We start from the raw sequence: 25,382 nt of genomic DNA on the forward strand, positions 1-25,382 counted from the left end.
AGGATGGCCGTAGTTAAACACTACATGAAATGGCCGGCAGCTCTGCTGCTGGCCGTTTTCGTTCTGACGGGTTGCCAGCAGGCTCCTGAGCCCAAAATGCTCGGGTTTAATGGCTTAACCATGGGAACCAGTTTCAGCCTGCAATGGATCGGTACCGATGCTGCGCAGGTTGAAGTGTTGCGTCCCAAAGTCGGTGCGCTGTTGTCGGCAATCAATCAGCAGATGTCCACCTATATTGAGGACTCTGAGCTGTCCCGGTTTAATCAGGCTGCCGCGGGTACGCAGATGGAGGTTTCGGCGGGTTTGGCCGAAGTCGTTCGCGAAGCCCTACGGATCAGCGAAGTCAGCGGGGGCGCTTTTGATGTCACGGTCGGTCCTCTGGTTAACCTTTGGGGGTTCGGCCCTAACGGGCGTATCATGGAAGCGCCGCCTGAGGCAAAGATTGATGAGCTCAAGGGGTTAACCGGGTTCAGCAATATCAGTGTCGAAGGTCATCGAATTGCCAAGAAAGGTGATCAATACGTTGACCTGTCCGCAATAGCCAAAGGCTATGGTGTTGACCGTGTTGCGGCACTTTTGGAAGCCGAGGGCGTCAAAAGTTACCTGGTGGAAATAGGGGGAGAGCTCCGAGCATCCGGTCTCAAGCCCAATGGAGATCCCTGGCGTATCGCCATTGAGACACCCAGGGCTGGGGAGCGGGCCGTTGAACGCGTGATCAGCGTCAGTGGTGCCGGTGTCGCGACCTCCGGTGATTACCGGAACTATTTCGAAGAGAATGGCAGACGTTTTTCTCACACCATTGATCCTCGAACCGGGTATCCGATCAATCACCGCCTGGCGTCTGTTACGGTCCTGCGTGATACCTGTGCCGAAGCGGATGCCTTGGCAACGGCGATTATGGTTATGGGCGACGAGGCGGGCTATGCGTTCGCTGTCGAACAGGGAATTGCCGCATTTTTTATCAGTAAGCAGGGTGAGGGGTTTGTGGATCGTGCAACCCCGGCATTTAATAAATACCTGCAAGGGGGTAACTGATGGACATTATGATCCTGACTTTTGTAGCGTTGTTGATCATCATCATCGCGATGTCTGTGGGCGTGTTGCTCGGTCGTAAACCGATTGCGGGTTCCTGCGGCGGCATGAGCGCGTTGGGCATGGATACCGCTTGTGATATCTGTGGCGGTGATAAAGAGCGTTGCGAGAAAGAGAAACGTCGCGACGATTGTGACAAGCGCAAGAAGATTGAGGAAGAGCTGGCTTACGAAGTCAGTACGAAAAGTTAAATCTAAAGGGTAATGGGCGTGTTGGGCGGGGAGGCGTATCCTCGCCCTTTATTTGCTCGCGATTGGATGCAATTAAGGGGAGATGAATGGCTGTATATGACTATGATGTCGTGGTAATCGGCTCCGGGCCTGCCGGTGAGGGCGCGGCAATGAGCGCGGCCAAAAAGGGTAAGCGCGTTGCGGTTGTAGAGGAGCAGGACACCGTAGGGGGTAACTGCACTCACAAGGGGACAATCCCCTCCAAGGCACTGCGACACTCGGTCAAGCAGATCATCGAGTTCAACACCAACCCGATGTTCCGTGACATTGGTGAACCACGCTGGTTTTCTTTCCCCAAGGTGCTCAATCGCGCCGAAAAGGTTATCTCCAATCAGGTGATGCTGCGCACCAACTTTTACGCGCGCAACCGCGTGGATGTGTTCTTCGGCCGTGCCAAATTTCAGAATAAGGGTGAGATTGTAATCGAGGGGCGTTCTGATGCGCGTGAGGTGCTGCGTGCGCCAAACTTCGTGATCGCGACCGGTTCCAGCCCCTACAAACCAGCCGATATCGATTTTGACCACCCGCGCATTTACAACTCCGATACCATTCTCAAGCTCAATCATACGCCGCGGACCCTGGTGATTTATGGGGCGGGTGTTATCGGGTGCGAGTATGCATCGATCTTCAGCGGGCTGGGCGTTAAGGTTGACCTGATCGATAACCGCGATCGCCTGCTGTCGTTCCTGGATGGGGAAATTTCCGATGCGTTGAGCTATCACCTGCGCAACAACGCCGTGAAAATTCGTCACAACGAAGAGTATGAATCAGTCGAAGGTGACGCTCATGGGGTCATTATCAACCTGAAGTCGGGTAAGCGGATGCGCGCGGACGCCTTTCTGTGGTGTAACGGGCGTTCCGGCAATACGGCACACTTGGGGCTGGAGAATATCGGACTGACCGCTAACGGGCGTGGCCAGCTGGCGGTTGATGAGCACTATCGTACCGAGTGTGAGGGTGTCTACGCGGTGGGCGATGTCGTGGGCTGGCCAAGCCTTGCGTCCGCGGCTCTGGATCAGGGGCGCGCAGCGGCAGCGGATATGCTGAACGGTGAAGACTTCCGTTATATCAACGAAGTGCCTACCGGTATCTATACGATTCCCGAGATCAGTTCAGTGGGCAAAACCGAAGAGGAGTTGACCGCTGAGAAGGTGCCGTATGAGGTTGCGCAGGCGTTCTTCAAGGACACCGCGCGGGCACAGATCTCCGGTGAGCCGGTGGGGATGCTTAAGTTACTGTTCGATCGTGAAAGCCTCGAGATCCTGGGTATCCACTGCTTCGGCGACCAGGCGTCTGAGATCGTTCATATCGGTCAGGCAATTATGGCGCAGGAAGGTTCGGCAAATACCCTGAAGTACTTCATCAATACCACCTTCAACTACCCGACGATGGCAGAAGCGTATCGCGTAGCCGCCATTGCCGGACTAAACCGCATCGATAACCTGTAACGTTATTCTTCACCTAAAAAACCGTGGCAGCGAAAGCTCGGCCACGGTTTTTTATCGCCTTCTTGACATGCCTGCTAACGATCGCCTTCTTTCTTGTAGAAGTCGTCTTCGTAGTAGCGTCCCTTTATTTCCAGGCGCTTCTCAAGCCAGCGGTTAAACAGTTTCCACGCCAACAGGGCGGGCAGCATCATAACCATAATCGCCACCATCAGCGCTGCACCGGCATATTTCTCCGGAGCCAGGGCCGTCGCCCAATCCAGAAAGCCCAGCTCACGCACAAACCAGAACCAGATGATCATGCCCAAAACAGCGCCACCAACCCCCAGGTGGTGGAGGAAATTGGTGCATTTCTGCTGATTGCTCATTCCAGGTGGGCCTGTCGTTCTTTTGCCTGCGCTTCAAGAATCAAGCGGGCGAGTAAGGTCCGGCAACTCTCCGGCATCTTTAGGAACTCGATGCCGATCTCATAGTGATCGGCAACCGCTTCGCAGCGTTGGACGCGGGCGTATAAAAGCAGCCCCATACCGTTCTCCGGGAAGATCAGTTTGATCGCCAGGCAGACGCCAAGGTCGAGTTTCTCGGGGGCAAAAAACGAAAGGCCCCCTTCGCTCAGGTTGATAGTCTGCTGACGACTGGTATCGCTATCGACCTGCTTGTCAGACAGTGCACTGCCGATCAGGTCGATTTTTTTGTTCAGGTGTTGCAGATACGTGGCCAGATGTGGGGTAGACTCTGCGATCTTGTAGATCAGATGCTGGCACTCCGAATCAATCTCCGCTAACTGGCTCTGCAGCAGGAAATAGGGGGATACATTGAACTGGTGGGGCTGCGAAGAACGTTTGACGTCGTTTTCGGAGACGATCTGGTAGTCCAGTACAACGGGTTGGTCGATACGGTAGAATTGTCGGCGCTCCTGTTCCACAGCGGGCTCCTTGTTCGCTCAGGGTCGTCAGCAGAGTATAAACAAAGAAACGATCGGGGTTTAGCCGATCGACCGGATTAAGAGTCTTTCATGTACAAGCCGTTATCGGTTTTCGTTGGATTAAGGTATACCGCCGCCAAACGCGGTAACCATTTCATCTCCTTTATCTCTCTGGTTTCGATGCTCGGCTTAATGCTTGGCGTGGCGGCGCTTATCGTCGTGCTGTCGGTGATGAACGGTTTCGACCGGGAGCTGAAGCAGCGCATCCTTGGCATGGTTCCCCATGCGATGTTACAGGCCTATGGCGAGCCGCTGAGAGACTGGCAGGCGTTGTCCGAGCGTATCTCAGGGAGTGAGGGACTGGAAGGTAGCGCACCCTTTGTGCAGGCGCAGGGTATGCTGACCCATGCGGGTCGGGTCCGGGCAGTACTTGTCAACGGTATCGAACCCGAGCTGGAGCCCCGGGTCTCCATCATCGGGGAGCACCTGGAGCGTGGATCGCTTAACGACTTGGCCGACCGGGATTACAACATCATCCTCGGCTCGCTGTTGGCGCGCTATCTGGCCATTGGTGTCGGCGATAAGGTCACGCTGGTTTTGCCAGAGGCGTCGGTCAGTGTCGCAGGTATAACGCCCCGTCTGAAACGTTTCACGGTCAGCGGGATTTTTTCTGTGGGGGCGGAGCTTGATGCCAACCTCGCCTATATCCACATTGCCGATGCAGCCCGCCTTAAACGCCTGCCGGCCGGGAGTGTGGAGGGCCTCAGGCTGCGCTTTGATGATCTGTTCAGTGCCCCGATGCGAGTCAGGGAACTGGCCAGTCAACAGTCTCAGCCGATCAGTGCCAGTGACTGGACACGCACTCACGGAAATCTGTTCCAGGCGATTCAGCTGGAAAAGCGGATGATCGGTCTGCTGCTGTTTTTAATCGTCTTTGTGGCCGCTTTCAACATAGTTTCAACACTGGTGATGGTTGTTACCGATAAACAGTCCGACATCGCGATCTTACGTACCATGGGCGCGACGCCTTCATTGATTATGCGGATATTCATGGTTCAGGGTGTGGTAATCGGTGTTGTCGGTACGCTGTTGGGGACGGCGCTTGGGGTGGTTCTTGCGCTGACTGTCACCGATCTGGTGGCCTGGCTTGAGCAGGCGCTGGGCATACAGTTCCTCTCGGCTGATGTTTATTTCATCAGTTATCTTCCCTCGCAGTTACAGTGGCCGGATGTGACGCTCATCACCACGGCTGCATTGTCGATTAGTTTTCTGGCGACGATCTACCCGGCCTGGCGGGCATCTCGAACTCAGCCAGCGGAGGCTCTTCGGTATGAATAAAGTGGTGTTAGACGCTCAAGGGCTCCGGAAAAGTTTCGTCGAGGCCGGGCAGACCATGACAATTATTGATGAGGTTTCGCTCAGCGTGGCTGCCGGTGAGCGGGTGGCTATTATAGGTGCATCCGGTAGCGGCAAGAGTACGTTACTCAATATCCTTGGCGGGTTGGATAAACCTGACAGTGGGCAGGTGAGCGTATCCGGCGATTCGCTCTACATGCTGTCGGAACGGCGTCGAGCGGCGCTGCGCAACCGGGCGCTCGGTTTTGTCTACCAGTTTCACCACCTGCTTAATGAGTTCTCGGCGTTGGAAAATGTAGCCATGCCCCTGTTGATTGCCCGGACCGCGCCTAAAGAGGCCCGGAAAAGAGCCTGTCATCTGTTGTCGCAGGTCGGTCTGGAGCATCGCCTGAGCCATAAACCGGGCCAACTCAGCGGCGGTGAGCGTCAACGCGTTGCGATTGCACGGGCGCTGGTATGTGAGCCTGCCTGTGTGTTGATGGACGAACCAACCGGGAATCTTGACCGGCATACCGCGGAAGAGGTGGAGAGGCTGCTGGAGCGGCTTAATCGTGAGCAGGGTACGGCTTTCGTGACGGTAACCCACGATATGGCGTTGGCGCAGCGGATGGACAGGGTGCTTGAGATACGTGACGGGTGTGTGGAGCCGGTTACAGTCGCTCAGTGACGCTTACGGCGCAGGCGAGATCGCCGTTCGCCTCGTTTGCGCCAGCTCCTGTTGACGTGCCAGATCCAGAACCAGCGTATGGCGAAATAGCTGATCGTGGACAGAATGATTCCACACACCAGAGACCCGAGCAGCAGGGGCCACCAGATCGCCGAAATTTCGCTTTGCAGCGATGCCAGGTCCCAATGGAAGGCGACCCCCTCTCGGACCCGGTCGTCCAGCAGCCAGGCTCCTATACGGTAGGTGAAATAGAATATCGGTGGTATGGTAATCGGGTTGGTCAGCCAAACCAGCCCTATGGAAACGGCCAGATTGCCTGCCAACCAAAAAGCCAGTGCTGCCGCCACAAACATCTGCCCAGGGATAGGCAGGAATGCGCAGAACACACCAATGAAAAATGCTCGCGAGACGGACTTTCGAGTCAAGTGCCACAGGTTCGGGTTATGCAGATGTTCCCCCAACCAACGCAGTGAGCGATGTTCGCGCAATTTGTGTTGATCCGGCATGTACTTCTTAAAAATTTTGCGCGGCATACGTTTGGCGTTTGACTCCGTTCTGGTGGGGCAATTATGCCGGGTGAACCCGTATAAGCCAATAATTCAGATCAAGGATGATCACATATCTGCTGGGCCTTTGTGCAGTTGTATTGCTGCCCAGGCTTGAATATCTCCCGCTTATGGTGGCGACACTATGTCCGTTGCTGGTTGTTGCAACCTGGCGGCGCACGCTGCTGTTGTTTCTCCTTGGTGCTTCCGTTTCAGGTGTTTGGGGCGCCTGGCAGCTTGCCCACCGTCTTCCTAACTCGCTGGCCCGCACGGATGTCGAAGTGGTTGGCCAAATCGATAGCCTGGTCGAGGTTCAAAGTCACCGTCAGCGGTTTATTCTCTCAGTGGATGAGGTTAACAGCACAACGGGTGCTTTGAAAAAACTGCGGCGCATAAACCTGTCCTTTTACGCTACCGAGCCTTTATTAAAAGCGGGTGACCGAATACAGGCCCGGGTACGCTTATTCCCGGTGCGGGGGCTGAGTAACCCTCATGCTTATGATATTGAACGTGCCGCGCTGGTCGACGGACTTGATGCCAGAGGCTATATCCGTCAGCTCATACAGCACAGTCCGGGGGGCGTTAGCCTGGCACAGGTGCGCCAGAGCATGGCCGACCGGTTGGACGGTACTTTATCATCGCTGGCGGCGGGCACTCTTAAAGCATTGGTCCTGGGAACGCGGACCGACTTTGAATCATGGCAGTGGGAGCTGTTGGCGAGCACCGGCACCTCTCATCTCATGGTAGTCAGCGGATTACACGTCGCTGTGCTGTCGGCGCTGGGATTTCTGCTTGCCCGGCTGATCGCACTGCCTTTGGGCGTGCTGGGTGTCGGCGCGTTGTCGAGACGGCGTGTTGCCATTCTATTGTCGCTCGTCTTTGCAGTTGTCTATGCGGCCTTGGCTGGAATGGGGGTCCCGGTTCAACGTGCACTGCTGATGGTCGCGGTATTTCTGGGCGGGGAGTGGATGTTGCAGCCGGTGTCCGGCTGGACGCGATGGCGCTGGGCGCTCGTGGCGGTCTTGTCCTGGCAGCCCCTGGCGCTGCTCGCACCCGGGGCCTGGTTGTCGTTCACCGCGGTAGCCCTTCTGCTTTGGATCGGTGGATCGGGCGGGCCCCGGCGTGAACCTTGGCGACTTTGGGGCCGGGTTCAGGTCAGCTTGTTTGTGGGCATGCTCCCCCTGTCGGTTGGACTGTTTAACCGTGTTGTTCCGCTTGCGCCGATCATCAATCTGGTCGCGATCCCAGTCGTTTCATTATTTGTTCTGTCACTGCCGGCCTTGCTTCCGTTCCTGCTGCTTTATCCGGCCGACTGGGTCGTGATGGGGGTGGATTGGGTGGTCCAGTCAATGTGGCTGGGGCTACAGAGTGTCGATCGGGCCTGGAATCCGATGATCGATGTGGCAAGCCCTGTGCCGTTGGCGTTCGTTTTATGCCTGGCGGGATTGATGGGGTGGTTTTTGCCGGGGCCGAGCTATTGGCGCTGGGCTGCGCTAGCCCTGATTCTGCCTCTGCTGGCCGCTAACAGTGACCGGCCCGAATATCACTCCTTTCAGGCGCAGGTTTTCGATGTAGGGCAGGGATTGGCGATGCTCGTTGAAACGGAGAACAATTATCTGATGTACGATACCGGGCCCGGTTATCGTAATGGTGGCTCGGCTTTCTCATACACCGTTGCACCTACCTTTGATGCGAAGAACCTGCAAAGGCTGGATTGGCTGGTAATCAGCCACAGTGACTCTGATCATGCCGGCGGAGTCTCGGCGCTACTCAAGAAAGTGGAGACCGAACAGGTGCTTGCGGGCCAACCCGGACGGATGACGAAGACGCTTTCGGCGCAATCCTGTCATGATAAACACTTCGTGGCAGATGGTGTCTCCTTCCGACTTTATCGATTGACCGGTCAGGATGATAACGGCAGCTCCTGCGTTATGGTCGTGCGAGGGAAACACTGTAGCCTGGTCGTCACGGGGGATCTGGGGAGAGGTGGCGAGCGCGCCTTGCTCACGCAGTATGATATCGGCCCTGTTACTTGGATGGTTGCGGGTCATCATGGCAGTAATACCTCCAGCGGTGACACTTGGCTTGACGCCCTTGAACCGTCAACCGTGATTGTCAGCCGGGGCCGGTTCAATCATTTTGGTCACCCCCATCCCGAGGTGCTGGCCCGTGTTAAAGCGCAGGGCGCTAACGTGCGCGATACTGCCTTGGAGGGCGCGCTACGGCTTTCAGACAGGCCAGGGTGTCCGGTGGCAGGATATCGGGCTGCGCATAGGCGCTATTGGCAGGTCCCATGACAGCTGACGGTGCGGGCCGCCGCTACTCAGCTTTGCCAGGGGTGTGGTAGAGTAAGCCCTCGACTTAAGGAGTAACAGTCGTGTTCGAATTGATACAGGCCGGTGGCTGGTTGATGGTGCCGATTCTCGGCTGCTCCATTCTGGCATTAGCCATTGTGATCGAGCGTTTTATCACCTTGCGGGACAGCCGTGTTGTTCCGAAAGGCCTGCTGGCTCAGGTGTGGGAGCTGGTCCGCGGTGGCGAAATGACACCTGAGCGGATGCGGGCGATAAAGCAGGAGAGTCCGCTGGGCAGTATTATTGTGGCGGGCTTGAACAGTTCGGGTCATGGTCGCGAGGTGATGAAGGAAAGCATTCAGGAAGCCGCGACATTGGTTGTGCATGAGTTGGAGCGGTTCCTCAACAGCCTCGGCACTGTCGCCGCAATCACCCCGCTGCTGGGCCTGCTGGGTACGGTTATTGGAATGATCAAGGTTTTTACCGAGATCATGATCCAAGGGACCGGAAATGCCAACGTGCTTGCCGGTGGGATTTCAGAAGCGCTGATCACCACCGCAGCAGGTCTCTCCGTTGCGATCCCGGCCCTGGTATTACACCGCTATTTTCAGCGCAAGGTCGATACTCTGGTGCTGACTATGGAGCAGGAGGCGATCAAACTCGTGGAAATGGTTCACGGCGAACGCGACGTGGATTTCCGGTAGACGGCAGGAGAAACAGATGCGCTTTCATCGCCGTCAGCGGGAAGAGGTGAACGTTAACCTGACACCACTGATTGACGTGGTTTTCCTGCTGCTGATTTTTTTTATGGTCTCCACCACGTTTACCAGGGAAACCCACCTGGAGGTCGATCTTCCCGAGGCGGCGGCCGGTGAGGCGGTAAGCGATAGTCAGGGGATCGACATATTGATCACTGCTGATGGGCACTATCGCGTCAACGGTCAGTCGCTGGTTAATACCCAGGCGAATACGTTGCGGCGTGCGATCAAAGAGTTAGCCGGCGGCAAAAGCGACCTGCCGGTGATGATCACTGCGGATGCAAGCACACCGCATCAGTCGGTCGTAACGGCCATGGATGTGGCTGGCCAGCTTGGCTTTTCCAAATTGAGTATAACTACCCGGGAGCCGGAAGCGCGCTGATGGGGTTGGAGCGATACTGGTACGATGGCAGCCGCTGGACGCTATTGCTCCGGCCGTTTTCACGTTTATTTCGCTACCTGGCAGCTCGGCGGCGTCGGCGTTTTGCGCGGTCAGGACGTATCTGGAAAGCGCCGGTTCCTGTCATCATCGTTGGCAATATCAGTGTTGGCGGCAGCGGAAAAACCCCGTTGACCCTGTACCTGATCGACTGGCTCCGGGAGCAGGGGTATCGCCCGGGCGTCGTAAGTCGTGGTTATGCCGCCCACCCGCCTGAAACTCCTTTTCGTGTTGATCCTGATTCGACGGCTTACGAAGGTGGTGACGAACCGCTGCTGATTGTAAGGCGCACCGGCGTTCCGCTTTATATTGACCCGGACCGTGTCGCGGCCGCCCAGGCGCTTCTGAGTCAGACCGACTGTGATGTCATCCTGAGTGATGACGGCTTGCAGCACTATGCGCTCGGTCGAGACCTGGAGCTGGCTGTGATCGACGGTGCTCGCGGTCTGGGAAACGGCCAGTGCCTGCCGGAAGGACCGCTGCGAGAACCGCCGGATCGGCTGGAGGAGGTGGACGCCGTCATCATCAATGGGCGGGGTCGTTTCGACTATCCGGGTGCGTTTCGTTTTGAGCTGAAACCGGGGGCTCTGGTCTCCCTGAGCGATGGTCGCGCGTTGTCACCCTCGCTCTGGAAAGGCCCGCGTGAGGTGCATGCGATTGCAGGTATCGGTAATCCGTCCCGCTTTTTCGAGACATTGCGACAGCTCGGCTTTGAACCCATCGAACATCCGTTACCAGATCACGCCGAACTTGGGCCGGAGATGTTAAAATTCAGCGATGAACGTCCAGTGATCATGACCGAAAAAGACGCGGTTAAGTGTCCCGCTGGGGCTTTAGGTGAAGGCTGGGCGTTGCGCGTTGATGCCTGTCCGGACCCAGCATTCCGTGATTGGCTGTCGTCACGGCTCAAGCAACTGAAACAAACATGAACGGGAGTCCGAGAATGGACCAGAAGCTGTTAGATATTATTGTCTGTCCGGTATCCAAGGCGCCGGTGGAGTGGAACCGGGAGACCAATGAGCTGATCTGTCGGACCAGTGGCCTGGCTTATCCGATTCGCGACGATATTCCTGTGATGCTGGAAAGTGAAGCGCGCACGTTGACTGCCGAGGAGCGGTTGCCGGAGAAGCGCAAGTCATGAGCTTCTCTATCGTGATTCCAGCCCGGTACGCGTCGAGCCGCTTTCCCGGTAAACCGCTGGCGCTTCTTGAAGGTAAGCCGATGCTGGAGCATGTTTACCGGCGGGCGTGTGAAAGCGAAGCGAAGCGTGTGGTCGTCGCAACGGATGATGCGCGTATCGCTTCAACCGCGGAGCGCTTTGGTGCCGAGGTCTGCCTGACCTCGCCGGACCACCCCTCGGGCACTGATCGTCTGCAGGAAGTGGTCAAAACCCTGGGCTTTTATGCGGATGATATTGTGGTCAACGTTCAGGGCGATGAGCCGATGATCCCGCCGAAGATCATTAATCAGGTGGCGCACAACCTGATGGCGGTCCCCGAAGCGGGCATCGCGACCCTGTCTGAGCCGATAGAGACCGTTGACGCTCTGCTAAATCCCAACGTGGTCAAGGTGGTATCGGATCACCGGGGTATGGCGCTGTATTTCAGCCGCGCACCGATTCCCTGGCCCCGCGATGCCGCCCTGGCCGCAGGGGAGGCGATGACCGCGCTGCCCAAAGGATTTAACTGGCAGCGACATATTGGATTGTATGCCTATCGCGTCAAGCTGCTCAATGACTTCGTCTCCTGGGCACCTGCACCGCTGGAGCTGACTGAGTGTCTCGAGCAGCTGCGCGCCCTGCATAATGGCGTGGGGATCCATGTCGAGCCTGCCCTTGAGGCACCGCCGGCGGGTGTCGATACCCCTGAGGATCTGGAGAGGCTGCAGAAAATATTGGAGAACGGTTGATGGAGAAGACCGGCATTTTGTTTGTCTGCCTGGGGAATATATGCCGTTCGCCCACGGCTCATGGTGTATTTCTGAAAAAGCTCTCGGAGCATCCCGACCTGGCTGAGCAGCTGGAGGTCGATTCGGCCGGAACGGCCGCCTATCACGTGGGCAATCCGCCCGATGCGCGCAGTGCGGAAATTGCCGGACGTCGCGGGTATGATCTGAGCGCCTTGCGCGCCCGGGCGGTGAGTGCTGAGGATTATCGACGATACCGTTACATCCTCGCCATGGATCAGCAGAACTTTGCCAACCTGCGTGCAGGCTGTCCGTCGTCATTTGATGGCCACCTGAGTCTGTTCCTGGATTTTGCAGGCCTCGATAATGCGGAGGTCCCTGATCCTTACTACACCCACGGCGAAGCGGGTTTTGAGGAGGTGCTGGATCTGGTTGAACGGGCCTCCGATGGCTTGATCACGCATCTGCGTCGGGAGCTGTTGGATTGAGTCTGCTGATCAGAAACGACGTTGATCTGCAGGCGTACAATACTTTCGGCTTTCATTCGATTGCCCGGCAATACTGTGAGCTCAGGGAACGAGCGGATATAGAAGCGCTGATCGCCCGGCAGGCCCGCAATGGAGAGGCGTTACTGGTTATCGGTGGGGGCAGCAATCTTTTACTCGCGCCCCGGGTTCCCGGTCTTGTGGCCAGAGTCGCATTGACCGGCATTGAGCTGGAAGAGCTCGGTGATCACAGGGTAGGCGTTACCGTCGCGGCCGGTGAAAACTGGCACGAAACAGTGTGTTGGTTGCTCGAGCAAGGGATTCATGGCTTGGAAAACCTGGCGTTGATCCCCGGCTCCGTCGGTGCGGCCCCGGTACAGAATATCGGTGCTTACGGGGTTGAGGCGGGGCAGTTTATCGATGCGGTTGAGGTCTACGACTGGCAAGCGGGGCGTTACGAGTGGCTATCCAGGGCGCAGTGTGGGTTCGCGTATCGCGATAGCGTTTTCAAGCGTCTGTCCGGGCGCTACCTGATTTTGGCGGTACGCTTTCGGCTTTCCCGTCACATCGAGCCTGTGGTGACCTATCGACCACTGCGTGAAGCGCTTGAGGGTAAGGTTGTCGATCATCGGGCTGTGTTTGAGGCTGTCTGCCGGATACGGCGCAGTAAGCTGCCTGATCCATCCAGACTTGGTAATGCCGGAAGCTTTTTCAAGAACCCGGTTATCAGTGTCGATCACTACAAACACCTACAGTCGCGTTATCCGGATATCGTTGCGTTTCCTGATCCGGCCGGTTACAAACTGGCCTCAGGGTGGTTAATCGATCATCTGGGCTGGAAGGGTCGCCGGATTGGACCTGTGGGTGTCCATGAGGAGCAGGCACTGGTTCTGGTTAATCATGGCGGTGCGGATCGCGCCGCCGTTGAAGCCTTGGCTCAGGCGATTCGGAGTGATGTGGATCGGGCATTCGGGGTGATGCTTGAGATAGAACCGGTTTTCTATCCCCGATAAGTTCGGCTTGAATCAGGTAAATCCGACTGTCAGTTAACCCGCGGATATAAAAAAAACCCGGCTCAGTGCCGGGTTTTTTATGGGGCGCCTTCCCGTTCAGGAGATGCGCTTAGTTGTCACTTTCACTGGCATTGGAGCCTGGCTTATCCGCGTCAGCGCCGCTTGCCTGGTCAGCTTCTTCCTGCAACTCTCGACGACGCACCTCACGGGGGTCATTAGGCGCTCGGCGTGCACGTCGGCGCCGCGCCGGCTTGGCCGGTTCTTCTGCCGGTGTGTCTGAGTCCGACGTATCGCTATCCTGCGTACCGTCCTCCGCTTTATCCGCGCCGGTTTCTACCGCCTCGGATTCCGCAGAGGCTGACTTGGATGGCTCAGACGTTGCCGGTTCAGTCGAGGCGGCAGACTCTTCAGTTTCCAATAACGGTAGCTGATCGCCAGAGTTCGCGTTCTCCTGATTGGTTGCATCAACAGCAGCGCTTTCCTCTGTAGTCTCGGTATCGACCGATTCGGTTGCAGGCTGCTCGTCGGCCGCGTCCTCTGCGCTCTGTTCCGCCACTGATGTCGCAGTGCTCTTCTCTTCGGATGTCACTTGAGCCTGCTCTTCAGCGGACTCAGTAGACTGAGCGACAGCGGCATTATCAGTAGCGGGTTGCTCATCCTGCGCTGAGCGATCACCGATATCTGAGCTTGCATCGGCTTTGTTGTCCGCCGCTTCAGCCGGGTCAGCCGCCGGTTCGACTTTGGGTAGGCTCTCATCCAAAGACTGCGGTGCCGGCTGTTCGCCTTCCTGGCGACTATCGGCGCCGCTCTGCTGTTCAGTTGCGTCTTCCTGAACGTTGGGCTGCTCCGCTACCGGGGTCTCCGGTTTCGCCTCGGCTTTTACTTCGGGCTCGGCGTTTTGGTCTGGTGCAGACTGGGTGGCCCGCTCCTGAGCGTCGTCGTTCTGTGTATTTGCCGCTGCGCTCGCGGTATCTTCGACCGGAGTGCGTGTGGCAACGCGCTCGGAGTTGGCGCGACGACGGCGGCCGCGACCCCGGCTCTGCTTCTGTTCATCAGACTCGGCGTTGTTTGAACTGGAGTCTGAATCCTGCTCTGGCTTTCGCTTTTGGCGCCCGTTATTGCGGTCATCGTCACTTTGAGCACTCTTGTTTGAGCTACCCTCTGACTGATCGGTGCTTTGATTCTGATCGTTTGACTGCTGCTTGTCAGAATCGTTGCTGCGACGGCGGCTGCGACGGCGGCGGCGGGAGCGGCCTTCAGATTTGTCGCGGTTCTCCTTGTCACTCTCTTTAGCGCTGTCTTTCTGGCTATCCTTGGCGTTCTCTTTTGTGTCCTTATCGCCAATCGGGGGCAGGGCGGTTTCCTGCTCTACCGTGATCACCTCGTCACTATCACGGCCGGAGCGGCGACGGTCACCATCGCGACGGCGCGAGCGACGTCCGTTTTGGTTGCTGTTGTTATTGCGCGAGCGGTTACGCTCAGAGCCGGAACGTTCAGAACGCTCCTTATCCGTATCGCTGGCATCCTGTTTTTTGGCGTCGTTCTGCGTGCCCGCTTGAGGCACATCTTTTTTGCCAAACAGGCGACCCAGGGAGGCGATAATGCGCTCACCCAAGGACGGAGCCGGCTGGTTGGGTTTGCTCGTCTGTGCAGGCGCAGTCGTCGGTTTTGGATCCTGTGCTGCGGGCTCGGCTTCCACCGTCTGAGGCGCGCGAGCCGTCGGAATAACGGCTTCGACAGCCGCCTTTTCCCGTTTCACAGGCTGGCTGGCTGTTTCTTCCTCCTCCTCGACTGCTTCGGGCTGCAGGGTGTAGCTCGGGTCGTGGGTGGTGGCAACGGTGTGGTCATCACGCAGACGGACAACCTCATAGTGAGGTGTCTCCATATTCGGGTTCGGGACGATCACGACACGAACATCATGACGCAACTCAACGGCATGTACTTCCCGGCGCTTCTCGTTGAGCAGGAAGGTGGCGACGCTGACCGGCAGAATTGCGCGGATCTGAGCGGTCCGTTCCTTGGCCGATTCCTCTTCGATCAAGCGAAGGATGGAAAGGGCGAGGGACTCGGTATCGCGAATCGTACCCTGTCCGCTACAGCGCGGGCACACATGGCCGCGGGACTCTGCCAGCGACGGACGTAGACGTTGACGGGACATCTCAAGCAGACCGAAGCGGGAGATGCGGCCCATCTGGACGCGGGCGCGATCCAGCTTGAGTGCATCCCGCAGACGGTTTTCCACTTCGCGCTGGTGCTTGATCGGAGTCATGTCGATAAAGTCGATAACGATCAGGCCGCCAATGTCACGCAGGCGCAGTTGGCGGGCGATCTCATCAGCCGCTTCCAGGTTGGTGTTGAGGGCCGTTTCCTCAATATCACCACCGCGAGTCGCTCGCGCCGAGTTAATATCGATGGAGACCAGTGCTTCGGTCGGGTCGATCACGATGGATCCACCGGAGGGAAGTTTGACCTCGCGCTCAAACGCGGTCTCGATCTGAGTTTCGATCTGGAAGCGGTTGAACAGCGGTACCTGCTCTTTATAGAGCTTGATGCGGCTCTCGTAGCTTGGCATCACCTGGCGTGCAAATAGCTGCGCCTGGTCATAGACGGTGGGGTCATCGATCAGTACTTCGCCGATATCCGAGCGCAGATAGTCACGGATCGCGCGGATAACCACGTTGCTTTCCTGATAGATCAGGAAGGGCGCTGTACGTTCTTTGCTACTGCCTGTGATGGCATCCCACAAAGTAAGCAGGTAATCCAGATCCCACTGCAGCTCTTCGCTGCTGCGGCCAATACCTGCGGTACGCACGATGGCGCCCATCTGATCGGGAATATTGACGCCGGCGAGCGCTTCTTTAAGCTGGGTGCGTTCGTCGCCTTCAATGCGACGGGAGATGCCCCCGGCGCGCGGGTTGTTCGGCATCAGGACCAGGTAACGGCCGGCCAGGCTTACAAAGGTGGTCAGCGCCGCGCCTTTGTTACCACGTTCCTCCTTGTCGACCTGAACGATAACCTCAGTACCTTCTTTGACAACGTCTTTGATACTGGGACGCTGCCCACGTTCAGGCTGCTTGCTGAAGTACTCGCGGGAGATCTCTTTAAGGGGCAGGAAACCGTGGCGTTCGGCGCCATAGTCGACAAAGGCCGCTTCAAGGCTGGGTTCCACACGCGTAATGCGGCCTTTATAGATGTTGGCTTTCTTCTGTTCCCGGCTGTCGGATTCGATATCCAGGTCGAACAGACGCTGGCCATCGACCAGCGCAACGCGCAACTCTTCTCGCTGAGTTGCGTTGATGAGCATTCTTTTCATGTTGTTTTGCGTTCTCAACAAAAACGCAACGCCTCACCACCAGAGCACCGGTCTGGAGTGGTAACATGACGCCCAGTCTTTCTGATTGTTTACTCGCTGTGTACAGCCTGCGGGCGGCGACCAAATGCGCCTGACCGGGCTCTCAGCGAGCCGTGACCACCGGAACAAACGGCACCGGTAGTACGAATATCGTCGATGGAGGAAACGCAGACCTCTGTCGTTATACTTGCTGGCTGTGGCTGCCAATCAACTGGCAGGTTCCGGGTCAGCGTGCGTCTCCATCTGCAACTGGGCCTTCGACTGTCGGGCGAAGGCCGTGAAAGCGTTACGTAAAAACAGGTTTGATTTCGTATGAAACCATCAAAAATGCCGTCGGTCGGATCGTGCGCGGCCACGCTACGGAGTGTATGTGGAGGGGCCGGCGACATGGATTTTCAAATTGCTAAAGCCAACCGCCTGCGGCATCGGTAGAATATAACAGCTAACCCTATACGCATCAACGAACGGACACTCTTGTAACAGATGGCAGAACAACGCACCGGCACCCAGAATGGCGTGCAGTTTTTTACCGTTGACGAAGATCAGGGTGGGCAGCGAATCGACAATTTTCTGCGCACGGCGCTGAAAGGTGCGCCTAAAAGCCTTATCTATCGTCTGCTGCGCAAAGGCGAAATCCGGGTTAATAAAAAGCGCACCAAACCTGACTACAAACTCAACGGCGGGGATGTGATCCGCGTTGCTCCGCTGCGCCTGCCGGAAAAAGGGGATCGCCCCGTCGTCGGGCAGCAGTTGCTGGAGCACCTCGAACAGGCAATTCTGTATGAGGATGACAAACTTCTTATTATCAACAAACCATCGGGCCTCGCGGTCCACGGCGGCAGCGGTGTTTCTCTGGGGCTGATCGAGGCGGCACGCAAACTACGCCCGGACGCGCGTTTTCTCGAACTTGTTCATCGACTGGATCGGGATACCTCGGGCTGTATCCTGCTGGCAAAAAAACGCTCCATGCTGCGCTATCTGCATGAGATTCTGCGTGAAAGGCGGGTACAGAAGATCTATCACGCTTTGGTGCAGGGGCGATGGCAGGCTAAAGACAAGCGTGTGGATGCGCCCTTGAAGCGGTTTGAACTTAAATCGGGCGAGCGTATGGTGCGAGTGGCAGAGGATGGCAAAGCATCACAAACCGACTTCCGTGTATTGAGGCGCTTTGGCAGCTCCGCTACGCTAGTGGAAGCGCGACCAAGGACCGGGCGTACCCATCAAATCCGGGTTCACACACAGTTTACCGGGCACCCCATTATCGGCGATCCAAAATACGGCAGTGATGAAGTTAATAGTGGCTTTCGAGAGCTGGGCTTTCGTCGCCTGATGCTGCATGCCGCAGCGTTGGAATTTGACTTGCCGGATGGATCGCCGCTTCGGGTGGAAGCGCCGATGGAGCCGGAAATCGAACGTGCATTGAATACCTTGTCATCCACGACGGGAGTGAAACAGGACCAGGATGCTGAATGTGAGTGAGCGGGATCTTAACCGCATTTTTTCGACCGCTGATACCCAGTTGATGACCGGTGTAATGCCGCGGACCGATGCGTTGGCGGCACAGCTGGACCTTTCACCGGATGCGGTGGAAGAGGGGCTTGAACAATGGTGGCAGGCGCTGCCGGGCCGGATTCATATCACCAGCAAGCAGGCTGCACTGCCTGACATTCCGGACTCACTGGCTCAGTCGTTTATGCGGATCTGGCAGCAGGCGGTGCAGGAGGCGCAATCAAGTGTCAATTTTTACCGCCAGCAGCATGATGTCGGTGAAGAGGAGTCGCGTCGAATCAATGAAGAGGCGCTGCGACAGTCTCAGGGGGTGTATCAAGAGCTCGAAAGCCGCTACCGCGAGCAGACAGCCAAACTTGATGAAGCGAAACAGCAAGCCAAGTCACTCGAAGCCGAGATTGCGGTCTTGAAGAACAATCTATCTTCCGAGACCAATGAGCGCAAACGTGAAGAGCAGTTGCGCTCCAATCTTGAGCATGATCTGAACCAGCTCCGCAAACAGTTCGACGATTTTCGCCGCACGGCCGAGCAGCGTCTCAAGGACGAGCAGCGTCGCAGTATCGATGCAGCCGCGAAAGCTGATGTTGAGGTTCGCCATTACCGCAGCATGCTCGATAAGGTCAGGGACGAGGCGGGTCGCAAAGAGGCGGCGCTGACGCGTGATTTGCATGATCTTCAGGCGCAGCTGGCGCGCCGGGATGTGAAGCTGGACACCCAGGCAAACCAGATCAAAGGGCTCGAAGAAGAGATCACTGCCATGAAGCAGGATGTGGGTGTACAGCATCGAGATCTCACAAAAATCAATAGCAATCTTCTTTCAGAGCGTAATAAAAACAAGCGCTTGGAGGATAAAATGAAGGAGCTGAATGAGGAGATTCAGCGGTTGAATCAACGCGCGATGACCGCCTCTGCAGACTCCACCCGGCGAGAAAATGCGCTGCGCACCCAGCTGAAAGAGAGTGAAGAGGCGATGCTGAAGCTTCAGGCCCGTAACAACGCGCTGGAGAAGCGGTTGGTGACACAGGATGAAGAGATTCGCCGACTGAGTGCCAGGCTTTGAAGTGATTCCCAAGGAATCCGCGCTGTCGATGGACGCCGCGAAAGGCGCCTGCTATATATAGATGAAGGTTATATCGGCCCAAGGTTTTGATTACAAGGATCAGGTAGAACGCTGCAATGAAACTCCAGCAACTCCGATACATCTGTGAAGTCGCCCGTCACGACCTCAACGTCTCCGCGACTGCACAGAGCCTGTTTACCTCGCAGCCCGGCATCAGCAAGCAGATACGTCTGCTGGAAGATGAGCTGGGTGTTGAGGTGTTTGCCCGCAGTGGAAAGCACCTGACGCGCATTACGCCGGCGGGGGAGGCGATATTGGGTATCGCCGGTGAGATCATGCAGAAAGTGGACAGTATTCGTCAGGTCGCACAGGAGTTCAGCGACGAAAAGAAGGGCAGTCTGACCCTGGCGACCACCCATACCCAGGCGCGCTATGCGTTGCCGGGGCCGATCAATGAATTCATAAAGGCGTATCCGGATGTGTCTCTACATATGCATCAGGGGACGCCGATGCAGATTTCGGAGATGGCCGCTGACGGTAGCGTGGATTTCGCTATCGCGACCGAAGCACTGCAGCACTTTAATGATCTGATCATGATGCCCTGCTATCGCTGGAACCGAGCGGTGATGGTGCCCAAGGATCATCCCTTGACGCAGGTTTCCAGGCTTACACTGGAAGATGTGGCGGCCTGGCCGATTGTCACTTACGTGTTCGGTTTTACCGGTCGCTCCAAGCTGGATGAGGCCTTCCGTCGGCAAGGGCTGGAGCCCAAGGTGGTGTTTACAGCGGTGGATTCCGACGTGATTAAAACCTACGTACGTCTTGGTCTGGGCGTTGGGATTGTCGCCAGCATGGCCCATGAACCGGGTGTTGATGATGACCTGGTGGCGCTGGATGCAAGCCATCTGTTTGAGCCAAGTACCACCAAGATCGGGTTTCGCAAGGGAACCTTTCTGCGTGGTTATATGTACGACTTCATCCGCTTGTTTGCGCCCCATCTCACCCCCGATATGGTGCATCGAGTTCAGGAGTGCGCCAACCGGGCGGAGGTTGATGCATTGTTCGAGGGCTTAGAGCTGCCGGTACACTGACCGGCGCTCCGTTTTGTTCCATTTAGATCAGCTTGCTTTTGCGTTCAGCGCGGGCTGCTCAAGCTCCATAATCCGGGCAAGCTTGCGATAGCTGGTGATCCGATCCTGGAACCGATATGTCACGTTGATCGCAAGTACCTCCTCCACGCCATGATAGCCAGCTAACTGCTCTATGCGCTCCCGGCATTGCTCTGGTGTACCCAGAATCATTGAATTACGCGTCTGATCAAAGTAGCTCTGCTCGGAGGGTGAGAGCTTTTGATAGAGGTCGGCCACCTGCTCGGGGCTGCGCAGTGATTCCCGGTTACCTTTTAAAACTGACTGCAGTTTCCAGTAGGTATGGGTCCCCGCGATAAAACGCGCTTCCTCTTCGCTATCGGCACAGATGACGGCGCTGGCAATCATCGCTTCGGGTCGGTGGCTGAAGCCGCCACTACGGAAACACTTGCGGTAATGCTGGATGATGTCCGGCCCGCGGTGGTCTGTGCCGATAAACAGGGCCAGGACAAACCCCGCCCCCAGAGCACCGGCAAGCTCGGTGGAACCGCTACCTGACCCGAGAACCCAGGGTGCCGGTGGCGGGTTGGTTCCGGGCATGGCCATCAGGCCGCCATACTGATGCCCTTCCGGTAACCGGCCTTTAAGCATCGAGAGCAAGTCGTTGAGCTGCTCGGGATAGAGTTCGGCGCCGGATGGGTATCCGGGGTAGGCCAGCGCGTGAGTCGAGAGGCTGCTCCCCCCCGGGGCACGGCCTACGCCCAGATCGATTCGACCGGGGTAGAGCGCCTCAAGTGAGCTAAAGGTCTCGGCAACCTTCAGTGGGCTGTAGTGGGAGAGCATGACGCCACCGGAACCGACGCGGATCTGTTGGGTGTTAGCAGCGATAGCGGCGATCAGAATCTCTGGGGCGGGACTGGCATAGCTCGGCGTGTTGTGATGCTCAGCGATCCAGTAACGGCTGAAGCCAGCCTGATCACAGAACTGGGCCAGTTCCAGGCTGCGTAATAACGCATCACTGCCGGGTCGGCCATCATGAATCGGTGACTGATCGACTACACCGATCCTGAGTGTTTGACTCATTACAGCGCCTCCAGTGCTTTCTTGGCGACGATGACATCCTGATCTGCCGAGCCTCCGGATACGCCAATAGCGCCGATCAGTTCACCGTCGACCTCGATCGGGAAGCCGCCGCCAAACATCATCAACCCGCCATTGCTCAACTCAAAACCGGTCAGCTGGCGTTCTCTCACAATATCGCCAATGGCGTTACTGGGGGCTCGAAACATGGCGGAGCAGTGGGCTTTGCGTTGGCAGATATCGACAGAGCCCGCGAAGGTGCCATCCATGCGGCAGAATTGAAGAAGGTGGCCGCCGGGGTCGCACAGGGCAATGCTCATACGGCAGTTTATAGACGCTGCGGCCTCACGGGCGGCAGCCATCAGGCGATCACAGGTCGCTGTATCCAATACCATAGCTACTAAGTCCGGTTCTCTGGTTGTCTTGTGAAGATGTTAAGTGATTCCTTGTGATTTGCCTGCACTCTATAACAGGAAGACCAAATCCCGCTAATGGGAGCCTATCGACACGGCTTTCGACGATCCGTAAGGTGTTGTAAACAATCGCCGGACCTCAAATGCGACGGGAGAAGAGCCGATGAAAATTCGCACAGCGCATCACAGGGCGGATCAGGTTATCCAGTCACTGGAGCGATTTAACGCAGACCTGACGCAAAATTTGAAATGTGAAAAGTATACCAAGATGGCGGAGTCGGCGTTCAGTTTCTACCGGGGGAGTAATCACCTCTATTGGCACGACGTGTATCGAGACTGGCAGTTTTCGCTGTTTGGTGGCTTAGAGGATACGCAAACCTGGTTGCTGGGGGATGTGCATGTTCACAATTACGGCGCTTACGGTAGCCACGACCGGGTGCTTCGCTTTGGGCTGGATGATTTTGACGACGGAGTGATCGGTGATTATCAGTATGACCTGTGGCGCCTGACCATCAGCCTTGAGCTGGCCCTCCGTGAGCAAAAGGTAAAGCGAAAAAAGGCGGATCAAGTGATTGATACCCTGGCTGACGCATATCTTGGTGCCTTCTCTCAGGACATAGAGCGGGTCGCGGATTGGGTGGCGCGCCCTGATAGCAGTGATGGGCTTCTGCGTAAATTTCTCGAAAAGACAGAGCGAAAAAAGAGCCGGGAAAAAATGCTGGAGAAGTGGACCGATCTTGATGGCTCCGGTGAACGGGTTTTCAAACCGGGCCATCCCAAGCTTGCCGTGCTCGACAGTGTAACCAGCGACGCGCTGACTGAAGCGCTGAGTGATTATCAAGCCACCCTGGATGATCATGTACCGGGTCACAGCCATCAACATTTTCGGGTTAAAGCGGTGGCCCGGCGCGTCAACGCGGGTACCGGCTCGTTGGGCTGTGACCGTTATTATGCGCTGATCGAGGGCGCTGCGACTGACGATCACGACGATGTGATCCTGGATATCAAGGCCCAGCAAAAACCGGCGGCCTGGCATGCCATGACCGACCGGGAGCAAAGCGAGTACAACCATCTGTTCCAGCATGAGGGTGAACGTCACTGTCGCGCTTTTCAGGCGCTGGCCCGCCACCCGGACCCGTACGTGGGTTGGCTGGAGCTGGATAATCAGGTGTTCTCCGTGCGCGAACGCTCTCCCTTTAAAGCAGATTTCCCCGTTCACAAGCTCACCAAAACGAAACACTGGGAGGAGATGGCAAACAACTGGGGGTACATTCTGGCTGCGTCCCATTTGCGCGGTGCCCGTGCGCTGAATGACGGGGATGCCGAGCCGTTTGCCCGAGCGGTCTGCGAGCAGGTCGGTGAGCGTCGTGACGACTTTAAGGCGCTGCTGCTGAACTTGTCGCGCGCCTATGCCGACTGCGTTGAGCAGGATTATCAAGCGCTGCGTGTCTATCTGGAGCGCGGGCGGGAACAGGGAACATCCTGAACCATCGGTGTGGCCCTTCCCGGTGTCGGCATGCATGGCCGTTGAAAGGGTAGGGCCTTCGGGGTACAGTTTCCGCCGATTTCATAACAATAGCGGAGAATAGAGCGTGGAACTGGCTTGTCTTGACCTGGAAGGTGTACTTATCCCCGAAATCTGGATCGCTTTTGCCGAGGAAACCGGCATTGAAGCCCTCAAAGCAACGACCCGCGATATTCCCGATTACGATGTGCTGATGAAGCAGCGGCTGTCGATTCTGGACCAGCATGGACTGACGCTGCCGCAGATTCAGGACACCATCAGCCGGCTGAGCCCGCTAGAAGGTGCGGCTGAGTTTGTTGATTGGCTGCGGGAACGTTTCCAGGTGGTGATTCTGTCGGATACTTTCTACGAGTTCGCGGCTCCGCTGATGAAGCAGCTCGGATTTCCGACGCTGCTGTGCCATAAACTCGAAGTCAACGGCGAGGGTCGCATCACCGATTACACCCTGCGTCAGCGAGATCCCAAGCGCCAGTCGGTGCGTGCGTTCCAACTGTTAAACTACCGGGTTATTGCGGCCGGTGATTCCTATAACGATACGACCATGCTCAAGCAGGCCGAAGCGGGCATCCTGTTTCACGCACCGGATAACGTGATCGCCGAGTTTCCGCAGTTCCCGGCGGTGCACAGCTATGACGATCTGAAAAAAGAGTTCATCAAGGCGAGTAACCGCGACCTGACTCTTTGATCGGCCTGCGCATTTATCAAGAAAAAAGCCCAGCGATCTGCCTGGGCTTTTTTTGTCTACCGGTGCCGAACTGTGCTCGGCCAGTTTAGAGGTCGCGAAGGGTGTTAAGCAGATTGTCGACTTTGTCGAATGACTCCTGATATTCCGCTTCACCCTCTGAGTCAGCCACCACACCACCGCCCGCCCAGCAGTGAATCTTGCCATCACGAACCAGCAGAGTGCGAATGCAGATACTGGTATCCATTGAGCCGTCGGCGCTGATGTAACCGATGGAGCCGCAATAAATGGAGCGACGATGGGGTTCGAGTTCATCGATAATCTCCATCGCGCGGATCTTTGGAGCCCCTGTAATCGAACCGCCCGGAAAACACTGTTTAAGCAGATCCAGGCTTGTGTAGTTATCGGCAAGCCGTCCAGTGACCGCGCTGACCAGATGGTGGACGTTAGGGTAGGTCTCAATTGCGAAAAGCTCTGGGACACGGACACTGCCGGGCTCACAGACTTTACCCAGGTCATTACGCAGCAGATCCACAATCATCAGGTTTTCAGCGCGATCCTTCTCTGAAGCCGCCAGGGCCTCGGCTTGTGCACGATCCTCGGCCGAGTCTGATCCGCGTGGGCGGGTCCCTTTGATTGGACGGGTTTCCACGTCTCCCAGCGCCGAAACCTTGAGAAAGCGCTCAGGCGATAGCGAGAGTAACGCGCCTTCTTCCGATTCCAGGTAGGCGCTGAAGGGGGTGGTCGCTCGGGCACGCAAAGCGCGAAAAGCAGCGAATGGATCACCTTCGCATGGGGCGCTAAAACGCTGAGTCAGGTTAATCTGGTAGCAATCTCCGGCAAGAATGTAGGCCTGGACCTGATCAAACGCTGCCATATAAGCCGGTCGTGAGAGGTTGCTCAGAAAATCGGCTTTGAGTTTGAAGGGGGCCGCCTGGCTGCCTGATTGAGAGTCATTTAACAGGCTGTGCAACTGTTGGACAAGGCCAGCGTCGGCACGCTCATGGGCGACCAATTGGCTGGTTTTGCACTGATGGTCGATCACCACGGCCCATAGATAGCGACCCACGCGCAGTTCGGCGAGTCCTAAATCATCGTCAGCGATGACGGGGAGTTGTTCGAAGGCACGGCCCAGATCGTAGCTGAAATAGCCGATAAGGCCGCCGCAGAAGGGCAGGTTGGCGTTATCCGCCGGGATGGCGATCTCTTGCTGAAGTGATTTTAAATGCTCGACCGGATCTCCCGTGAGGCGTTGCCAGAGACCGTCCAGTCGCAGACTGACCTCCCCCCGATTAAACTTCAGCACGCGGTCCGGTGCCGCGCTGATGATGTCATACCGGCCAAAGCGCAGGTCCGATTTTGGGTGGGCGCTGTCGAGTAAAACAGCATCGCCCAGCGGGCGCAGTTGCTCAAGCGCGTTGTGAGTATCAAGTGGGTAGGGCAGCGGATAGATGGTGGTCAAACCGGGTTGCTTCCTGGCTGGTTCGAGAAACGGACATTTTACCGATGCGCGCTCAGC

At 56.9% G+C, this 25,382-nt stretch carries 25 protein-coding genes; 18 read left to right on the forward strand and 7 right to left on the reverse strand.

The window, feature by feature from the left end; genetic code table 11:
- Positions 1 to 3: 3 nt before the first annotated feature.
- The 3 genes from G403_RS0102225 to sthA all read left to right on the forward strand — a co-directional run bounded on the left by G403_RS0102225 (position 4) and on the right by sthA (position 2,770).
- Positions 4 to 1,035 (forward strand): FAD:protein FMN transferase, encoded by a 1,032-nt coding sequence (locus G403_RS0102225; RefSeq protein WP_027852544.1) that lies wholly within the window; start codon positions 4 to 6, stop codon positions 1,033 to 1,035.
- On the forward strand, positions 1,035 to 1,283 hold the full coding sequence (nqrM, locus tag G403_RS0102230) for a (Na+)-NQR maturation NqrM (RefSeq protein WP_027852545.1): 249 nt from the start codon (positions 1,035 to 1,037) through the stop codon (positions 1,281 to 1,283). Before G403_RS0102225 ends, nqrM begins: the two co-directional genes overlap by 1 nt.
- A gap of 86 nt (positions 1,284 to 1,369) precedes the next feature.
- A complete protein-coding gene (gene sthA, locus G403_RS0102235) occupies positions 1,370 to 2,770 on the forward strand; it encodes a Si-specific NAD(P)(+) transhydrogenase (RefSeq protein ID WP_027852546.1) in 1,401 nt (466 codons plus the stop codon).
- Positions 2,771 to 2,844: 74 nt separating this feature from the next.
- Here the strand turns inward: sthA and G403_RS0102240 are convergent, their stop codons facing one another.
- Together G403_RS0102240 and G403_RS0102245 are read right to left on the reverse strand one after the other, a co-directional pair.
- Positions 2,845 to 3,135, reverse strand: a complete 291-nt coding sequence (locus G403_RS0102240) for a hypothetical protein (protein ID WP_027852547.1) — start codon at positions 3,133 to 3,135, stop codon at positions 2,845 to 2,847.
- Positions 3,132 to 3,692, reverse strand: coding sequence for a PilZ domain-containing protein (locus G403_RS0102245; RefSeq protein ID WP_027852548.1), 561 nt, complete (start codon positions 3,690 to 3,692; stop codon positions 3,132 to 3,134). Before G403_RS0102245 ends, G403_RS0102240 begins: the two co-directional genes overlap by 4 nt.
- Positions 3,693 to 3,782: 90 nt before the next feature.
- Here G403_RS0102245 and G403_RS0102250 point away from each other — a divergent pair, with 90 nt between their 5' ends.
- Together G403_RS0102250 and lolD are read left to right on the forward strand one after the other, a co-directional pair.
- Positions 3,783 to 5,030, forward strand: a complete 1,248-nt coding sequence (locus G403_RS0102250; RefSeq protein WP_027852549.1) for a lipoprotein-releasing ABC transporter permease subunit — start codon at positions 3,783 to 3,785, stop codon at positions 5,028 to 5,030.
- Positions 5,023 to 5,715, forward strand: coding sequence for a lipoprotein-releasing ABC transporter ATP-binding protein LolD (lolD, locus tag G403_RS0102255; RefSeq protein ID WP_027852550.1), 693 nt, complete (start codon positions 5,023 to 5,025; stop codon positions 5,713 to 5,715). The genes G403_RS0102250 and lolD overlap by 8 nt, the downstream gene beginning before the upstream one ends.
- Here lolD and G403_RS0102260 read toward each other — a convergent pair.
- The gene (locus tag G403_RS0102260) at positions 5,709 to 6,221 is read right to left on the reverse strand and encodes a DUF2062 domain-containing protein (RefSeq protein ID WP_245578182.1); all 513 of its coding nucleotides are present in this window, start codon (positions 6,219 to 6,221) and stop codon (positions 5,709 to 5,711) included. The two genes, lolD and G403_RS0102260, sit on opposite strands and share 7 nt — an antisense overlap.
- 104 nt (positions 6,222 to 6,325) lie before the next feature.
- Between G403_RS0102260 and G403_RS0102265 the strand changes: the two genes are divergently transcribed.
- From G403_RS0102265 to murB, 8 genes are all read left to right on the forward strand, one after another.
- Positions 6,326 to 8,557, forward strand: coding sequence for a DNA internalization-related competence protein ComEC/Rec2 (locus G403_RS0102265; protein ID WP_027852552.1), 2,232 nt, complete (start codon positions 6,326 to 6,328; stop codon positions 8,555 to 8,557).
- Positions 8,558 to 8,637: 80 nt separating this feature from the next.
- A complete protein-coding gene (locus G403_RS0102270; RefSeq protein WP_027852553.1) occupies positions 8,638 to 9,258 on the forward strand; it encodes a MotA/TolQ/ExbB proton channel family protein in 621 nt (206 codons plus the stop codon).
- 16 nt (positions 9,259 to 9,274) lie between these two features.
- The gene (locus tag G403_RS0102275; RefSeq protein ID WP_027852554.1) at positions 9,275 to 9,694 is read left to right on the forward strand and encodes an ExbD/TolR family protein; all 420 of its coding nucleotides are present in this window, start codon (positions 9,275 to 9,277) and stop codon (positions 9,692 to 9,694) included.
- Positions 9,694 to 10,680 (forward strand): tetraacyldisaccharide 4'-kinase, encoded by a 987-nt coding sequence (lpxK, locus tag G403_RS0102280; protein WP_036232237.1) that lies wholly within the window; start codon positions 9,694 to 9,696, stop codon positions 10,678 to 10,680. The genes G403_RS0102275 and lpxK overlap by 1 nt, the downstream gene beginning before the upstream one ends.
- Before the next feature lie 14 nt (positions 10,681 to 10,694).
- The gene (locus G403_RS0102285; protein WP_027852556.1) at positions 10,695 to 10,892 is read left to right on the forward strand and encodes a Trm112 family protein; all 198 of its coding nucleotides are present in this window, start codon (positions 10,695 to 10,697) and stop codon (positions 10,890 to 10,892) included.
- The gene (gene kdsB / locus G403_RS0102290) at positions 10,889 to 11,659 is read left to right on the forward strand and encodes a 3-deoxy-manno-octulosonate cytidylyltransferase (RefSeq protein WP_027852557.1); all 771 of its coding nucleotides are present in this window, start codon (positions 10,889 to 10,891) and stop codon (positions 11,657 to 11,659) included. Before G403_RS0102285 ends, kdsB begins: the two co-directional genes overlap by 4 nt.
- A complete protein-coding gene (locus G403_RS0102295) occupies positions 11,659 to 12,144 on the forward strand; it encodes a low molecular weight protein-tyrosine-phosphatase (protein ID WP_036232242.1) in 486 nt (161 codons plus the stop codon). The genes kdsB and G403_RS0102295 overlap by 1 nt, the downstream gene beginning before the upstream one ends.
- Positions 12,141 to 13,154 carry a UDP-N-acetylmuramate dehydrogenase gene (gene murB, locus G403_RS0102300; protein WP_027852559.1) on the forward strand — a complete coding sequence of 338 codons (1,014 nt, stop codon included), beginning with the start codon at positions 12,141 to 12,143 and terminating at the stop codon, positions 13,152 to 13,154. Before G403_RS0102295 ends, murB begins: the two co-directional genes overlap by 4 nt.
- A 109-nt stretch (positions 13,155 to 13,263) precedes the next feature.
- Here murB and rne read toward each other — a convergent pair whose 3' ends face one another.
- Complete coding sequence (gene rne / locus G403_RS21880; RefSeq protein ID WP_051298412.1) at positions 13,264 to 16,467, reverse strand: ribonuclease E; 3,204 nt, start codon at positions 16,465 to 16,467, stop codon at positions 13,264 to 13,266.
- A 522-nt stretch (positions 16,468 to 16,989) separates the two neighbouring features.
- Here rne and rluC point away from each other — a divergent pair.
- The 3 genes from rluC to cysB all read left to right on the forward strand — a co-directional run bounded on the left by rluC (position 16,990) and on the right by cysB (position 20,166).
- Positions 16,990 to 17,985: a 23S rRNA pseudouridine(955/2504/2580) synthase RluC gene (gene rluC, locus G403_RS21885; protein ID WP_051298413.1), complete on the forward strand. Its 996-nt coding sequence runs from the start codon at positions 16,990 to 16,992 to the stop codon at positions 17,983 to 17,985.
- Positions 17,978 to 19,075 carry a DNA-binding protein gene (locus G403_RS0102315; RefSeq protein WP_169719876.1) on the forward strand — a complete coding sequence of 366 codons (1,098 nt, stop codon included), beginning with the start codon at positions 17,978 to 17,980 and terminating at the stop codon, positions 19,073 to 19,075. Before rluC ends, G403_RS0102315 begins: the two co-directional genes overlap by 8 nt.
- Before the next feature lie 116 nt (positions 19,076 to 19,191).
- Complete coding sequence (gene cysB, locus G403_RS0102320) at positions 19,192 to 20,166, forward strand: HTH-type transcriptional regulator CysB (protein ID WP_027852561.1); 975 nt, start codon at positions 19,192 to 19,194, stop codon at positions 20,164 to 20,166.
- Between the two features lie 27 nt (positions 20,167 to 20,193).
- Here cysB and G403_RS21890 read toward each other — a convergent pair whose 3' ends face one another.
- Both G403_RS21890 and G403_RS0102330 read right to left on the reverse strand, forming a co-directional pair.
- Positions 20,194 to 21,246: an LLM class flavin-dependent oxidoreductase gene (locus tag G403_RS21890; protein WP_051298415.1), complete on the reverse strand. Its 1,053-nt coding sequence runs from the start codon at positions 21,244 to 21,246 to the stop codon at positions 20,194 to 20,196.
- A complete protein-coding gene (locus tag G403_RS0102330; protein WP_027852562.1) occupies positions 21,246 to 21,638 on the reverse strand; it encodes a GlcG/HbpS family heme-binding protein in 393 nt (130 codons plus the stop codon). Before G403_RS0102330 ends, G403_RS21890 begins: the two co-directional genes overlap by 1 nt.
- A 181-nt stretch (positions 21,639 to 21,819) precedes the next feature.
- On the opposite strand from G403_RS0102330, the gene G403_RS21895 reads away from it, so the two are divergent.
- Together G403_RS21895 and thrH are read left to right on the forward strand one after the other, a co-directional pair.
- Positions 21,820 to 23,142 (forward strand): DUF2252 family protein, encoded by a 1,323-nt coding sequence (locus G403_RS21895; RefSeq protein WP_036232245.1) that lies wholly within the window; start codon positions 21,820 to 21,822, stop codon positions 23,140 to 23,142.
- A 106-nt stretch (positions 23,143 to 23,248) separates the two neighbouring features.
- Positions 23,249 to 23,866 carry a bifunctional phosphoserine phosphatase/homoserine phosphotransferase ThrH gene (thrH, locus tag G403_RS0102340; protein ID WP_027852563.1) on the forward strand — a complete coding sequence of 206 codons (618 nt, stop codon included), beginning with the start codon at positions 23,249 to 23,251 and terminating at the stop codon, positions 23,864 to 23,866.
- 85 nt (positions 23,867 to 23,951) lie between these two features.
- Here the strand turns inward: thrH and pabB are convergent, their stop codons facing one another.
- Positions 23,952 to 25,325, reverse strand: a complete 1,374-nt coding sequence (gene pabB, locus G403_RS0102345) for an aminodeoxychorismate synthase component I (protein ID WP_036232248.1) — start codon at positions 25,323 to 25,325, stop codon at positions 23,952 to 23,954.
- Positions 25,326 to 25,382: the final 57 nt, after the last annotated feature.

The organism is Marinobacterium litorale DSM 23545, assembly GCF_000428985.1.
Taxonomy (GTDB): Bacteria; Pseudomonadota; Gammaproteobacteria; order Pseudomonadales; family Balneatricaceae; genus Marinobacterium_D; species Marinobacterium_D litorale.